We start from the raw sequence: 15,566 nt of genomic DNA, 5'->3' as shown, positions 1-15,566 counted from the left end.
CGCTTCCCCCACTATTCAGTATAAAAAGAAAAAACCACGACATAAAGGCCGTGGTTGTACAATTCTACAAACGGCAGTGCGAACCCTGCCTTATTTTCAATTTGATTCCCTGGATATTACTTCAAGTGCCGCTTGCAGCTGCAAATCATTCTTCGGGTCCTGAATCCGTTTGATCAGCTCCTCCTGCATGACACCTGCGGTCTTTTTATCTACCCTGCCGGTCACCGGAAGCTTGTGCAGACTCTGGAATGCTTTCACGGCAGTTTCGGTCCGGCTGTCGAAGTAACCGTCCGTCCGGCCCGGCGGTTGACCCAATCCTTTGAGAATCAACTGCAGATTCTTCACATCCGAGCTGTTCATATCGCGTCCCAGTTCCACTTTGGTCGGCAGCGGAGCGGCATTAAAATAATCGGGTTGATCAATCTTTACATCCGGCTCAATGCCTTTTTTATGAATCCAATTGCCTTCCGGCGTCAACCATTTGGCCACCGTAATCTTCAGCTGGCTGTCGTCTTCAAGCGGTATTGTATTTTGCACGGTGCCTTTTCCGAATGAGTTTGTTCCGACTACTTTATAGCCGCTGCCCTGCAGTGCGGCGGCCAGAATTTCCGAAGCGCTGGCGCTGCCCTTATCCGTGAGTACGACAACCGGATATTTGGCTTCTCCTTTTTCGGAACGGAATACTTCTTTTTTGCCGTCACTGTACTGTACCTGCAGGATAACGCCTTTATTCGGCACAAGCAGATTGCCGATTTCGACCACCGAATCGAGCAGACCGCCCGGATTGCCCCGGACATCGACAATCAAACCGTTAATGCCCTGTTTCTCCAGTTTGTTCAATTCCGCGGCAAAGTGCTTGGCGGTATTCTGGGAGAACTGCGTAATTTCCAGTTTCCCGTATTTCTTGCCGTTCCGTTCAACCGTCTCGCTGTACACGGTTTCCACCGGGATATCGTCACGAACGACGGTAACAAGCATCGGATCCGAAAGCCCCGGACGCATAATTTCAAGCTCCGCTTTCGTCCCCTTCGGACCGCGAATGTGCATGACAGCATCGCTTAGACTCAGTCCCTGCAAACTTTTGCCGTTTACCTTCAAAATCTGATCCTCCGGACGGAGGCCTGCTTTTTCAGCCGGCGATCCTTTAAACGGAGAAACGATTGTGACCCTTTCATTTTTCAGCGTTACTTCCGCTCCGATTCCCTCAAACGTAGATTGCAGGGAAGAATTGAAGTCCTTCGTCTCCTTTTGGTTCATATAATCAGAGAACGGATCATCCAGCGTCTTGACCATCCCTTCAATTGCGCCGTCAATCAACTCAGCCTTCTCTTGCTTTTCGAGCGCGGCATTCTCTATTAATTGATACGCTTCGTATACTTTAGCCAATTCAGGGTCTTGGGCCGCGGCCTGCTTTTGCGGGTCCTGTCCCTGCGGTACGCTGCCCTGTGTTCCGGAAGCCTGTCCGAAAAATTTCGCGGCTGCGAGCGTTACAATGCTGGTAGAGGCAACGAGCAGCAAAAGCATAATAAAAAGCGTACGGCGTTTTATATACAAATACGAGCACCACCTTTACAGTTTATTTACCTTGATATATTGACACGCTTTCGTGGAGCGAAAGTTATGAAAAGATGAAGAAGAAAGAGAAAACAGAGCCAAAAAACTCTACTCCAGCCGAGGCGCAGGGCATTTCAGCATTTTTTCTCCTGCTCTTTTCTGTTTTTCTCCAATAAATTCATACCGCAAACATTAAGCCGGGCTGTCAAGCTTGCCTTATATAGTATATGGCGGACATATCCGAGATATATCCGCCATAGCAAAATTACCGTAAGTATGACATCGGATCGACTTTCCGACCGTTATTGATAACCGTAAAGTGCAGATGCGGACCCGTAGAACGACCTGTAGAGCCAACCTCCGCAATCTTTTGTCCTGCGCGGACCGATTGTCCTTCGGATACCACGATTCCGCCGTGACGAATGTGAGCATACAGCGTACTTAAGCCGTTTCCGTGATAGATGACAACCGTATTGCCATACCCATTCATGTAGCCGGTCGATGCTACCACGCCATCCGCAGCCGCATAAATCGGTGTTCCCTGCGGTGCGCCGAAGTCTGTACCATCATGGAATTTCCGCGTATGTAGAATCGGATGCACCCGGTAGCCGAATGGAGAAGTGATCGGGCCATTCACCGGCTGGACGAATTGCCCGCCGGAATGAACAGGCGGCGACCAGCTTCCCGCATCGGAAGAAGAGGAGGCCCGGCGTGCTTCTTCTTCGGCACGGCGCTGCTCTTCAATCTTCTGTTGCAACTGGTTGACCAACTCAAGCGATGCTTTTTCCTGCTCGTCCTTAATCTCGAGCAGCTCCCCCTCTTTTGCCTGCAGTTCTTTCAGAATGCGTTCGCGCTCCTGCTTCTGCGCTTCCAGTTGAGCAGCCAATTGCTGGGCTTCCGCCTGCATGGCCTTTAAGCTCTTCAATTGCTCTTCGATTTGCTTTTTCTTCTCAGCGATGATATCACGGTCGCGTTTATTATCTTCGAGAATGGTCACATCCTGATCCACGATCGATTTTACCGCATCCAATCGTTCAAGGAAGTCACTGAAATCCTGCGAACCTAGCAATACTTCGATATAAGAGACATCACCTGCTTCATAGATGGCCGACACGCGCGTTTTCAACAGCTTGTCTCGTTTCTGCACACGAGCAATGGCTTCTTGAAGCTGTTTGGCCGCCTCTTTCAAATCTGCTGTCGTAGTTTCAATTTGTTTGTTAAGCTCTTCGATCTTTGCCTGCGTTTCATTCATCTTCAGGTCAATGCTCATGATGTCTTCCTGGGTTGATTGCTGCTGTGCCTGGATACTATGAATCTGCTGATTGAGCGAGCTGATTTTGCCTTTTGCCGCCTGGCTTTCTTTCTTAATTCTATCGATTTCCTTCTGTACGTCTGAAACTTGATCGGCTGAGCCGACTACCGGAGTAATTCCGGTAAAAAGAATCGTGGCTGCCAGCGGAACCAGGAACTTTTTCGCCATCTTTTCCTCCTCAGATTCTATTATTTTTCTATAAAAATCGTGTGAAAAGAAAGAGGAGAAGAGGAAAGAAGATCCGGGGAAGAAAAAGGCGTTCGCCTTTTTCCCTTTGAAATCACCCCCTCATTCTCTTCTTTCTTTTCCTTCGTACCACAAAAGTCAACCGTCCTTCCCGTCATTTTCATGTCAGGATTACGGCTGAAATATGATGGTTTTATATGCGCAAGAACCGCCGTACGGACATTAAGCTTCCCCAAATGCCGATGAACGCGCCAATCCCAAGCAAAATAAGCGAGATTTGAAACGCAAGCGGTGACATCGGCAGCAAATCCAAGAAGTACAGAGCGAGCTGCCGCTCGACAAAATCTATTAAATAACCGTATCCCACAGTTAAGATTACGATCGGGAAAATGGCGCCAATAATGCCCATCAGCGCACCTTCTACAAAGAATGGCCAGCGAATAAACCCGTTGGTCGCGCCGACCAATTTCATAATCTCGATTTCACGACGCCGTGCCACAATTGTCAACTTAATCGTATTGGCAATCAAAAACATGGCCGTAAACGCCAATGCAATGATGAATGCGACAATCACAAAGCGAACGACATCGGTTACTGCAAACAGCTTTTTCGTAGTCTGTTCAGCGTAATTAACCTTCTTCACACCGTCGATGTTCTGAATCTTCTGGGCCAGTGCTCCGGTTTGCTGTGGTGTTTTCGCTTTGACGATAAAAGAGTCAGGCAGCGGATTTTCTTTCTCCAATCCGTTAAACAGTGCACCTTTCTCACCAAAGCTCTTCTTTAAGTTCTGCAGTCCTTCCGCCTTAGGGACATATTTCACTTCAGCAGCATCGGGCAGCTTTTTAAGTTCGCTTTCCACCTTTTTCGCCGTCGCCTGGTCTGCCGTTACGTCAAGTGAGACGCGAATCTCTACTTGCTTCTCTACGGTCTGGACAAGGTGCTGAATATTCATTGCCAACAACAAAAAGACACCAAGAATCAACAGTGTAATCGTAACCGCACTAATCGATGCGAAGGTCATCCAGCCGTTCCGGCCCAGATTCTTAACTCCTTCGCGCAAATGGCGAGCAAACGTGCTAGTCTTCATAGCCGTACTCTCCCCTCTGCTCGTCGCGTACAATCCGTCCTGCTTCGATGGCGATCACGCGCTTCCGTACACTATTGACGATTTCTTTGTTGTGTGTGGCCATGATAATGGTTGTGCCTCGCTTGTTAATGTCAAGCAGCGTCTGCATAATATCCATCGAAGTCTCCGGGTCTAAGTTACCGGTCGGCTCGTCCGCGATAATCAAATCGGGATTGTTCACGATGGCGCGGGCAATCGCTACACGCTGCTGCTCTCCGCCGGACAATTGCTCAGGCAGTGAACGGGCTTTATGTTTAAGCCGTACAAGCTCTAACACTTCCATTACACGCGGTTTAATCTGCTTTTTCGATGCTTCGATAACTTCCATTGCAAATGCGACGTTCTCATAAACTGTCAGCTTGGGAAGCAGCTTAAAATCCTGGAATACGACACCAATCTTCCGGCGCATATAAGGGATATGCCGTTCTTTCAAACGGTTAATATGCGAGCCATTGATGACAATCTGCCCTTTCGTCGATTTCTCTTCACGGTACATCAATTTAATGAACGTCGACTTCCCCGCCCCGCTCGGTCCGACGACATAGACAAACTCACCGTCTTTGATATGGACGTCAATTCCCTGAAGTGCTACGGTTCCGTTCGGATACGTCTTCCATACATCCTGCATTTCTATCAAATACATCACCCAAACTACAATGTTTTTCTATTATTTCTATGGAAATGACATCATTCAACAATAAACACCCTATCTATTATACCACTTGTCGGGCAAAACGCATGAAGAATAACACATTATTTTCGACAATTTTCCACGAAAAAAAACATCCCCTTGTTTTGAAAGGGGATGACCTTACAGATAATCACTATTTCTTTCATATCCTTTTAATTCATACTTAATGTTAAAGAAGCTGCACCTCGATCTTTTGCAAATGGTCTTTCACCCACTGCTGTGTCTTTTTCAGTTCGACACCTGCCGCAGCCACCTGGCTTTCCACTTGATTTTTCGCCGTACCGCCCAATACATTGCGGGCATTTACTACATTTTGCGGATCCAGCGCGGTATAAATATCGTCCTCAAACAGCTCAGAGAACTGCTTATATTCTTCCATTGTCAGATCAAGTAAGTATTTCCCCTGCTCGATACAGTACAGCACGCTTTTTCCTACCACTTCATGCGCCTGGCGGAACGGCATCCCTTTGCCCACCAGGTAATCGGCCAAATCGGTCGCATTGGAGAAATCGTGTGCCACGGCTTGACGCATGTTTTCTTTTTTTACTTTCATTGTACGAATCATCGGCGCGAACAAGGACAGCGCACCATGCAGTGTGGCTACCGTATCGAACATGCCTTCCTTGTCTTCCTGCATGTCTTTGTTGTATGCGAGCGGCAGCCCTTTCAGCACAGTCAAAAGACCGAAGAGGTTTCCGTAGACGCGCCCGGTTTTGCCGCGCACAAGCTCCGCCACATCCGGATTCTTCTTCTGCGGCATGATGCTCGAGCCTGTGCAGAATGCATCATCAAGCTCGACGAAGTTAAATTCATCGCTCATCCACAGAATCAATTCTTCGCACAGACGCGACAGATGCGCCATAAGAAGCGATGAGTTTGACAAAAACTCGATGATGAAGTCACGATCGCTCACCGCATCCACGCTATTGCTATAGATGGCATCAAACTTTAGCAGTTCGGCCACATATTCACGATCGATCGGGAATGTTGTGCCGGCCAGTGCACCCGCACCCAGCGGCAGCACGTTAATCCGTTTCCAGCTATCCATCAATCGTTCCGCATCGCGCTGCAGCATGGAGTAGTACGCCATGAGATGATGGGCAAACAGCACCGGCTGCGCACGCTGCAGGTGCGTATAACCCGGCAGGATCGTATCCGTGTTGGCTGCCGCCTGCTCAAGCAGCGCCTCCTGTACTCCCGCAACCAGCTCGACGATTTCGATAACACGTGCACGCAAATAGAGGTGCATATCGGTAGCCACCTGGTCGTTGCGGCTGCGTCCGGTGTGCAGTTTGCCCCCGACCGGTCCGATCTGCTCCAGCAGCAGTTTCTCCACGTTCATATGTACGTCTTCGTTTTCCACCGAAAATTCTACATTGCCCGCTTCAATCATCGCGGCGACTTTCTTCAGCCCTTCCGCGATTGTCGCCGCCTCATCTTCCCCGATAATACCGCACTTACCAAGCATCGATACATGGGCGAGACTGCCGATGATGTCTTCTCTCCATAACTGCTGGTCGAACTGGATGGATGCCGTATATTCTTCTACGAGTTTATCCGTTGCTTTGGTGAATCTGCCGCCCCATAGTTTCATTAATATAGGCGTTTTTTCTTCCGGTGCCGGACCGAAAGGAAAAACGCCTCCCTCCTCTCTGACTGCTGTTCTACTCTATATAATGTTACACTTGTTCAATCGCTTCTTTTTTATCGATAACAACCGCTTTTGGCGTATGGTCGAGCTTATCTTTATTCGTCTGTACGAATACTTTCGTCTGCAGCCCCCACAGCTTCACGAAGCCGATAGCTGCCTGGTGGTCAAAAGTATCTTCCGTACTGTACGTAGCCAGATTCTCATCGTACAGGGAAGACTCAGATTTTCTTCCGACTACGATAGCGTGGCCTTTGAACAGTTTCACACGGATTGTGCCCGTTACGAATTTTTGTGTTTCTTCTACGAACGCATTCAGCGCGTCCATGATTGGTGAGAACCACAGACCTTCATAGATAACCTGGGAGATTTTTTGTTCTACAATCGGTTTGAACTGCGCCACTTCGCGCGGTTGAGTTAGGAACTCCAGCTCACGGTGCGCCAGGATAAGCGTAATCGCGCCCGGTGCTTCGTATACTTCACGGGATTTGATACCGACAAGACGGTTTTCCACGTGGTCGATGCGGCCTACGCCATGCTTTCCGGCGATCTGGTTGAGTTCAAGAATGAGCTCAGACAATTTCATTTGCTTGCCGTTCAGCGCTACCGGCTTGCCCTGTACGAATTCGATCTCGATTTCTTCCGGCGTGTCCGGCGTATCTTCGAGATGGTTCGTCAGGTCGTATGCGCCCTTCGGCGGCTCGTTCCACGGGTTCTCAAGCTCACCGCACTCGCATGCACGGCCCCAGAGGTTCTGGTCAATGCTGTACGGGTTATCCAGGTCTACCGGAATCGGAATGTTGTGTTTCTCTGCATATTTAATCTCTTCGTCGCGGCTCATGCCCCATTCACGTACCGGTGCCACAATCTTAAGATCCGGATTCAGTGCCGTGATGGAAACATCGAAACGCACCTGGTCGTTTCCTTTTCCTGTGCAGCCGTGAGCTACCGCAACCGCGCCTTCTTCTTCCGCGATGTCTACAAGCACTTTTGCAATAAGCGGACGGGAAAGTGCGGATACAACCGGATATTTGCCTTCGTACATGGCATTGGCTTTCAGTGCCGGTAAAACAAATTCATCCGCAAACAAATCTTTCGCATCAACGACATAGGACTTAATCGCGCCGACCTGCAGGGCTTTGTCACGTACGAAATCCAGGTCTTTTCCTTCACCGACATCCAGCGCTACTGCAATAACGTCATAATTATATGTTTCTTGAAGCCATTTGATTGCTACTGATGTATCTAAACCGCCTGAATAGGCCAGAACCACTTTTTCTTTTGCCATAATGTAAATCCTTCCCTTCGTGCCTCGCACACAATTTGTTTTCTATGCAATATTATGCATCTTTATTAATAAAAATTCAATACCTTTTTTGCAAAAATTTTTTTCTTTTCAGCCTGGCGAGCAACCAGGAGGTAAACAGTAAGCCTAATACCCTGAACGGAATTTAAGCGAGCTCCACGATGTCGGCCCGCTGTTCTTCTGTGAAGGTGTGCGATCTGCCTCCGCCAAAGTTTGGCTTAAAAGAAGTCATGCCTTCTTCGTTGGTTCGTTCGCGTACGAATGAGCGCCATGAAAATGAGGGGAAGGGCGGCTGAACTTTTGGAGTACGAAGGAAAAGAGAGGAAAGAATGAGGAGAGGATTTTATGTACAATATTGCTTTAAAATAGATGCTATCTCTTTTGGAACTTCATATTTCTTCTGAGCTACACCAACCATAAAATCAATCCCTTCTTCGGTTGGCATTCGCAAATGATTACCATTCAACTTTAAAAAAGCTTTAGTCGCAGCATAAGCAGTACGTTTATTACCATTATGAAAAGGATGATTATTAGTTAATGAATCCAGAAAAACGGCTGCTTTATCAAAAATATCAGGGTACTGTTCTTCACCAAAATAGTGTGCCTTCGGACGTTCAAGAGCTGACTCAAAAACCGCTTTGTCTCTTATCCCTGCCTGTCCTGCATCACCATGCTTCTTCATAATCGCCTTATGAAGAAGATAAATCTCTTGCCTGGTTAAATATTTTGTCATTTGTCCCGTAAAGCCCATAAGAGTTCAGCATCTTCTTCCAGGATATCCGCGAAGATGTCTAAAACCTCTTCTCTTACTTCACTTTTTCGCACCCGTTTCCCCATGACATCCCCATTTTCCGTAATAAACCATTCAAACTCATCCCCTATTGAAATATTGCTTTGCTGCACAATTTCACTTGGAATCGTTATACCCAGGCTGTTTCCATATCGGGTCACCTTTCGTCTGATTGGCTTTCTAACTTCCATTTCAATCACACTCATTTCCTAATTTCCTTTCTATACAGTATGTACAAATCAACATTCATTATAACAAAACCTAAAAAATTTTACGTTATTACGTATATACATTATAACAACTATCAAAAAAATAAACAGCCATTCCAGTGGACATTAAAAAAGATGACCCCAAATGAATATCGGGGTCACCTTCTCAGTGCATAGGTTCTTTTTTAGTGTCTACTTTTAGGGTTACAGTTCACTGAAAGAAAACAGCGGAGTTTTTTCTGCCGTTTTTTTTCGTCCGGGTTACTTATCTTGGCTTTTTTCCCCGTCTTCAGACTTCATTCTAACCGGGGGTTTTTGAAATGGCTCTCTTAATTTTTACACAATTATATGGACTTAACTGGAGGGAGTGTCATCCAACAACAGTGTAACGTTAAGCTCTTTCTAATATCATTGCAATCCCTTGGCCACCGCCGATGCAAAGTGAAGCCAGTCCATATTTAAATCCACGTAGTTTCATTTCAAGTGCGAGTGAGTAGATGATGCGAGCGCCACTTGCGCCTACGGGATGGCCGAGTGCTATAGCACCACCGTTTATATTTACTTTCTGCGGATCAAGATCCATTGCTGCTATTACAGAAAGTGTTTGAGCTGCAAAAGCCTCATTAAATTCAATCAGGTCTATATCGTTCCAGGTAAGACCAGCTTTTTTAAGAGCCGCCTGGCTGGCAGGGACAGGACCAATTCCCATTATATTCGGATCGACACCTGCAACGCCCCAGGACACGATGCGTGCTAAAGGCTCAATATCCTTCCGCACTTTTAGAAATGATTCAGTTGCTAGAACAACTACGGCTGCCCCATCGTTAATTCCGCTTGCATTTCCAGCCGTGACTGTACCATTTTTTTTGAATGCCGGTTTCAATTTAGCAAGATTTTCCATATTGATGTCTGAACGAATGTGCTCATCACGAGAGACCACTATTTGTCTATTTTTTTTATCAGTTATTGTTACAGGTATGATTTCTTTTGAAAATCGGCCAGATTCTTGTGCGGCTATGGCCTTTTGATGAGAATGTAACGCAAAACGATCTTGTTCTTCACGGCTTATCTTATATTTTTCAGAAAGATTTTCTGCTGTGATACCCATGCCACAACCAATATACTCGTCAGTCAGTGTCCCCCAGAGCATATCATCTATAGATGGAGCCCCGCCGGGTGATCCAAATCGCGTGCCGCGAAGTACATGGGGTGACTGGCTCATATTTTCCGTTCCTCCCGCAACTGCCGTTTCTGCGTCGCCAAGTATCATTGTTTGGGCACTTGACACAATTGCCTGCAGCCCGGATCCACATAGCCTATTTACTGTTAGGGCTGGTGATTCTTCAGGTATTCCGCTTTTTAAGCCAATATGACGTGCCAGATAAGATGAAGATTTATTTGTATGAATTACATTTCCAAATGAAACATCTTCAATTTCTTTTGGAGAAATTCCACTCCGGTTTAATGCTTCAGTTGTTGCCACTACAGCAAGCTCAATATCAGTTACATCTTTGAGAGAACCTCCAAATGACCCGAATTGAATGCCCGGAACAAAACCGTAGCATTTCCATTTATCTGTATGGAAATGCTGTAAAGATTATTATTAATTAGGATAGTTTTGTCGTAGTACATTTTTTTGAATTTTTCCGATTGAAGTTCTTGGGAATTCTTTTATAAACCGGAATTCTTGTGGAATTTTAAACTTAGATAATTGTTCTGCACAAAAAGCTCTTAGCTCTTCTTCGGAAATTTTTGACCCATCCGTTGAAATGTAGGCGACAATGGCTTCTTCTCTTATGTTGTCAGGAATACCGATTACAGCACAATCCGCAACCCCTGGATAACTTAATAATACGTTTTCAATCTCTATAGAAGATACATTTTCGCCTGCCCTTTTAATCAAATCTTTATCTCGATCAACAAACCAGATAAAACCTTCATTATTTCTATATCCTTTATCACCTGTATAGAGCCAGCCATTTTGAATCGTCTTGTTTGTTTCTATTTCATTCTTATAATAGCCTTTCATCAAAGACGGACTTTTTATAATAATTTGCCCTATTGTAAAAGGGGGAACCTCTTTCGAATTTTCGTCTACGATTTTAATTTCTTGACCTAAGCCAGGTTTGCCCATAGCAAGAATACCAGTTTTAGGATCTTCAGGCATCTCTTCATATAAAGGGGTTACAATATTAGTTGTGATAGATTCTGTCATTCCATACCATTGAAAGAGCTTTATACCAAATCGTTCTTGGAAATTCGTAATATCGTTTTTATTTACAAATAAGCCATATCCCACTTGTCTGATATTGTGTTTATTTTCATAGGGATGAATTGGCAATTCTAATAAAATCTTAATTATTGTTGCCACAAAACTTGAAACAGTTGGATTTAATCTTTGAACATCATCCCAAAATGTGGAGGCGCTAAACTTTTCAAGCAACAATATAGTGCCACCTGCAACCAACATTGCCATTGACGTATAATACTGTGAATTAGCATGAAACAAAGGCAGGAAAATCAAGTAGCGATCTTCTGGTGTGAGTCCTTGATATAATACTGAAGAATGTCCAGCAAATAAATAATTCTCATGTGTTATAAGAACGCCTTTTGGTTTAGAAGTTGTACCTGATGTGTACATAATTGCGCTAACATCCGAAGGCAAAACATCATGATCGTGGCAATGATCTTCAAATGTAGAACATTCTAGTCTCCAGTCATTTGAGAGATTTTGATAGATGGGAAATGAAAAATCATAGGCCATTTCCAAATGTTTTTTTGTGATTAGTGACTCTTCAAAAAGAAAACCTTTACTATCTGAGTGTTCTAATAGGTATTGTAATTCACGTACTGTTGATGCTGTATTAATGGGCAGCATAATCGCTCCTATAGCTGCACATCCGAACCATAGATCATAGAAAAAGGGGGAATTTTTGCACATGACAGCAATCGTGTCACCTTTTTTTATGCCATGCTTTATAAGCCAGCTTGCTGTTTGATTGCTTCTTTTTAGCATATCCATGTAGGAAATATTTTCATTTTTATAACAGATAAATGGCTTATCCTTGTATTTCTTTGCTTGTTTTTGTAAATATGTATAGATTGTCATGTCTCCATGTGTTAGCACTTTTGGATAACCTCCTCGTTCTCATCTTGATTCTTTATCAATTTTAATGTCAACATAGTGACGATACTGATTGCGAGTAGTCCAGATAAAATAAACATCCCTGAAGTAAAAGCTACAGTTCCAAGAATCATCGGTCCTACAAATCCACCTAATGCTGCAAATGAATTGACTAAAGCGATACCAACAGGTGCAGTAGACTCGGTGAAGAAAAATGTCATGTAAGCAAAGAAACATCCAGTAAATCCATATAATCCGGCAGATGTAATCGTTAACATAAGCACCATCATAAAGACGCTTTCTGAAAAACCACATCCGATAAACCCGATAAGTGCGATAATACAGCAAACAATTAAATGCAGTTTATGTGCATGAGTCCTATCTGAATTCCAACCAATCAATATAATAGATGGGATACCAACTAATGAAGGAATCATGGCTAACCAGCCTATTTGTAAGTTGGTCGTTGCATTTGCTGATAAGGTTTTTATGATGGTTGGTATCCAGAATGACAATCCATAGATCGCTGTATAAACAGAGAAATATAACAGAGCTAACTTCCAGACTTTTGAATCTTTCAACATATCTAGCTTTGAGACTTTATTTATTTGTGAACTTAATTGTCGTTCAGCGCTCAATTCGCCTTCTAACCAATCACTTTCCTCCTTAGATAACCACTTAGCATCAGCAGGTCTATTATTTAAGTAAAAAACAACAACAACACCTAAAATAATGGCCGGGATTCCTTCAAGAATAAACATCCATCTCCATCCTGCCATATCAAGCCAGGATATATTATCAAGAATCCACGTTGACACCGGTGCGCCAATTAATCCACCTACCGGTAAAGCCAGTAGTAAGGCTGCTGTTGCTCTTCCTCTTTCGCGAGCTCTAAACCAATACGTTAAATACAAAATAATACCCGGGAAAAATCCAGCTTCAGCAACACCTAATAGAAAACGCAGGATATATAAATGGGTCGCCGTTTGCGCAAAACCAGTTAAGACCACGATGATTCCCCATGAAATCATAATACGAGCAATCCATATGCGCGCCCCTACTTTATGCATAATCATGTTACTTGGTACTTCAAAAAAGAAATAGCCAATAAAGAAAGTACCAGAAAGTAGACCAAAAACTTCAGCAGATAAAGCTAATTCTGCATTCATTTGTAAAGCAGCGTAGCCTAAGTTAACCCGGTCTAAGTAGGCAATAATATACAGAATCAGGATAAATGGAAGAATGCGTTTCATCGATTTACTGATTGTTCTTTTTTCAATTGCACTAATTAATTCATTCATAATATTCCCTCCCTTTTCATGCTACTTTTAAATCATTAACCTAAAATGACTCCTATTATTTCCACTGATAAAATTTTTACTTTCTATCCATTCCCCCTTTTTTTAAGCGCTTATATTTTTTTAAAACATGTTTACTTAACGTACTGATACTGCGAAAATAAAAAGACTATAGTCTATAATATTAATTTCTCAGACTATAGTCTATTTGTCAATTCTATTTTTAATTTTCTGAAAGTAGGTTGATAGTCGATGAACTTAAGACAACAAAAAGCATTGCAAACAAAAAGGAAAATATCAAAAGTTGCTCTAGAGTTGTTCAATAAAAAAGGTTTCAGCAATGTCACAGTAGATGAAATCATCGAAAAGACAGGGACATCTAAAGGAGCATTTTACAATCACTTCAAAAGTAAACACGATATTTTTTTAGAAAAATTTAAAGAGATCGATAATTTTTACGTAGACGAACTATTGCCCAAACTGGATCCGCAAGAATCAGCAAAAGAAAAATTAAAGAAATTCTTTTTCATGCAGATGATCTACATAGAAAAAGATTTAGGCTGGGATGTTATTCGAACAATTTATGAGAACGAATTGAATACGGAGAGGGAATCATTTTTCTTAATCCCTGATCGGCCGCTCTATCAGATCTTGTACAGTTTATGTGTAGATGGACAGAAAAAGGGAGAATTCCGTGAAGATTTGACTCCTGAACAGATGGTTACGATCTTCACCCGTATGATAAGAGGGATTTTATATGATTGGAGTATAAATAAAGGCGAATTTTCATTGAAGGGTGAACAAGAAGCATTATTTGACGTGGTAATAAGAGGACTAATGAAATAGAAGCGTAAAGAAGGTTTTCTTTTTAATACAGGGGTACCGGAACATTTTAGCTTATACAATTTCTTAGGCGGTACGAAGGAAAAGAGAAAAAAGAACGAGACAATGATTTCAATGGGGAAAAAGGCGAACGCCTTTTTCCTCCCTGGATCTTATTTCCTCTTCCCCTTCTTTCTTTCCTCACGTTTTTCTTTCGTCCGGGCTACTTATCTTCGCTTTTTTCCCCGCCTTCAGACTCAATCAACTTCTGCATCGCCTGCGCGTCTACGTCAATCACAAGATCCGCGCTGTCCTCTTTAATGGAAGAAAACATGCGGGCAAGGCGTTTGTTGACTTCACCGAACAGCGTACCCGGTTCATACTGGCCATGCTCATCGCAGGTACCCGCCTTGACACCTGTCAAAATCTCGATGCCTTCTTCAATCGTACGCACCTGCCAGATGTGGAACCGGCCGGCCTCTACCGCTTCCACCACTTCCGGACGCAGCATCAAGTTCTTTACATTCTGATGCGGAATAATGACGCCCTGCTCGCCGGTAAACCCCATCGCCTTACATACCGCAAAGAATCCTTCTATCTTTTCATTCACGCCGCCAATCGGCTGGATTTCACCGAACTGATTCACCGAGCCGGTCACCGCAATCCCCTGCCGAATCGGAATTCCTGACAGAGAAGACAGAAGCGCATATAATTCCGTGCTGGAGGCGCTGTCCCCGTCAATCCGGCTGTACGTCTGCTCAAACGTAATGCTGGCCGACAGCGGAAGCGGCTTATCCTGCGCAAACTTGCCCGCCAGATATCCGCTCAAAATTAATAGGCCTTTATGGTGAAACTGTCCGCTCAGCGACGTCTCCCGCTCAATATTAATAATGCCCTGGCGGCCGATAAATGTACGTGCCGTAATCCGGTGCGGTTGTCCGAACGTATAATCACCCGTCTGCAGTACAGCCAGGCCGTTAATTTGACCGACTTTCTCTCCGGTCACATCAACCATAATGGTCCCTTCTTCAATCAGCTCCCGCATTTTCTCGTCCATGCGGTTGGCACGGTATTCCTGCTCTGCGAGCGCCTCTTCAACATGACGTGCTTCTACGACTTCGGCTCCCTCTTCTTCCGCCCAGAAGCTCGCTTCCACCAGCAGACGCGTTAAATGATGAAAATTCGTTGTCAGCTTGCGCTGGTCGCCAGCCAATCGGGCACTGTAATCCAGCAATGCGGCCAGGGCGGAACGATGGAACGGCAGCAGACCTTCCTTCTCACAATAGCTGCGAACAAACCCGGCAAACTCGTGATAATGCCGTTCGTCTTTTTTCATATCGGTATCGAATTCAACTTTTACCTTAAACAGCTTCGGAAAATCTTCATCCAATTCAGACAACAGATGGTACACGTATGGATTGCCAAGCAGAATGACTTTCACGTTCAGCGGAATCGCTTCCGGTTTTAGGCCGCTTGTGGCAATTAACCCGTGCTCTTCCG

General features: G+C 44.4%; 13 protein-coding genes. 1 reads left to right on the top strand and 12 read right to left on the bottom strand.

Features of this window, described 5'->3' with window-relative positions; translation table 11 throughout:
* Positions 1 to 96 precede the first annotated feature (96 nt).
* The 11 genes from B2899_RS17965 to B2899_RS17915 form a co-directional block, all read right to left on the bottom strand.
* On the bottom strand, positions 97 to 1,524 hold the full coding sequence (locus B2899_RS17965; protein WP_371863583.1) for a S41 family peptidase: 1,428 nt from the start codon (positions 1,522 to 1,524) through the stop codon (positions 97 to 99).
* Between the two features lie 295 nt (positions 1,525 to 1,819).
* Positions 1,820 to 3,034, bottom strand: coding sequence for a murein hydrolase activator EnvC family protein (locus B2899_RS17960; RefSeq protein WP_286887546.1), 1,215 nt, complete (start codon positions 3,032 to 3,034; stop codon positions 1,820 to 1,822).
* A 211-nt stretch (positions 3,035 to 3,245) separates the two neighbouring features.
* The gene (gene ftsX, locus B2899_RS17955) at positions 3,246 to 4,139 is read right to left on the bottom strand and encodes a permease-like cell division protein FtsX (protein WP_146811619.1); all 894 of its coding nucleotides are present in this window, start codon (positions 4,137 to 4,139) and stop codon (positions 3,246 to 3,248) included.
* The gene (gene ftsE / locus B2899_RS17950) at positions 4,129 to 4,815 is read right to left on the bottom strand and encodes a cell division ATP-binding protein FtsE (protein WP_146811617.1); all 687 of its coding nucleotides are present in this window, start codon (positions 4,813 to 4,815) and stop codon (positions 4,129 to 4,131) included. Before ftsE ends, ftsX begins: the two co-directional genes overlap by 11 nt.
* 223 nt (positions 4,816 to 5,038) lie before the next feature.
* Positions 5,039 to 6,463: an argininosuccinate lyase gene (gene argH, locus B2899_RS17945; RefSeq protein ID WP_286887542.1), complete on the bottom strand. Its 1,425-nt coding sequence runs from the start codon at positions 6,461 to 6,463 to the stop codon at positions 5,039 to 5,041.
* Positions 6,464 to 6,548: 85 nt separating this feature from the next.
* Complete coding sequence (locus B2899_RS17940; RefSeq protein WP_146811613.1) at positions 6,549 to 7,805, bottom strand: argininosuccinate synthase; 1,257 nt, start codon at positions 7,803 to 7,805, stop codon at positions 6,549 to 6,551.
* A 361-nt stretch (positions 7,806 to 8,166) separates the two neighbouring features.
* The gene (locus tag B2899_RS17935; protein WP_286887539.1) at positions 8,167 to 8,574 is read right to left on the bottom strand and encodes a type II toxin-antitoxin system death-on-curing family toxin; all 408 of its coding nucleotides are present in this window, start codon (positions 8,572 to 8,574) and stop codon (positions 8,167 to 8,169) included.
* On the bottom strand, positions 8,553 to 8,819 hold the full coding sequence (locus tag B2899_RS17930) for an AbrB/MazE/SpoVT family DNA-binding domain-containing protein (protein ID WP_286887537.1): 267 nt from the start codon (positions 8,817 to 8,819) through the stop codon (positions 8,553 to 8,555). The genes B2899_RS17935 and B2899_RS17930 overlap by 22 nt, the downstream gene beginning before the upstream one ends.
* A 394-nt stretch (positions 8,820 to 9,213) precedes the next feature.
* Positions 9,214 to 10,365: an acetyl-CoA C-acetyltransferase gene (locus B2899_RS17925; protein ID WP_286887561.1), complete on the bottom strand. Its 1,152-nt coding sequence runs from the start codon at positions 10,363 to 10,365 to the stop codon at positions 9,214 to 9,216.
* A 60-nt stretch (positions 10,366 to 10,425) separates the two neighbouring features.
* Complete coding sequence (locus B2899_RS17920) at positions 10,426 to 11,949, bottom strand: class I adenylate-forming enzyme family protein (RefSeq protein ID WP_146811605.1); 1,524 nt, start codon at positions 11,947 to 11,949, stop codon at positions 10,426 to 10,428.
* On the bottom strand, positions 11,943 to 13,247 hold the full coding sequence (locus tag B2899_RS17915; RefSeq protein ID WP_286887535.1) for an MFS transporter: 1,305 nt from the start codon (positions 13,245 to 13,247) through the stop codon (positions 11,943 to 11,945). Before B2899_RS17915 ends, B2899_RS17920 begins: the two co-directional genes overlap by 7 nt.
* 249 nt (positions 13,248 to 13,496) lie before the next feature.
* Here B2899_RS17915 and B2899_RS17910 point away from each other — a divergent pair, with 249 nt between their 5' ends.
* A complete protein-coding gene (locus B2899_RS17910; protein ID WP_146811602.1) occupies positions 13,497 to 14,090 on the top strand; it encodes a TetR/AcrR family transcriptional regulator in 594 nt (197 codons plus the stop codon).
* Between the two features lie 199 nt (positions 14,091 to 14,289).
* Here the strand turns inward: B2899_RS17910 and B2899_RS17905 are convergent.
* Positions 14,290 to 15,566: Lon protease family protein (locus tag B2899_RS17905; protein WP_286887533.1), on the bottom strand; the 1,277-nt coding region annotated here is incomplete at its 5' end.

It is taken from the genome of Aneurinibacillus sp. UBA3580, from assembly GCF_002375825.1.
GTDB lineage: Bacteria > Bacillota > Bacilli > Aneurinibacillales > Aneurinibacillaceae > Aneurinibacillus > Aneurinibacillus danicus.
The sequence above is the reverse complement of the archived record's forward strand: the minus strand, read 5'-3'. Positions and strand labels throughout refer to the sequence as shown.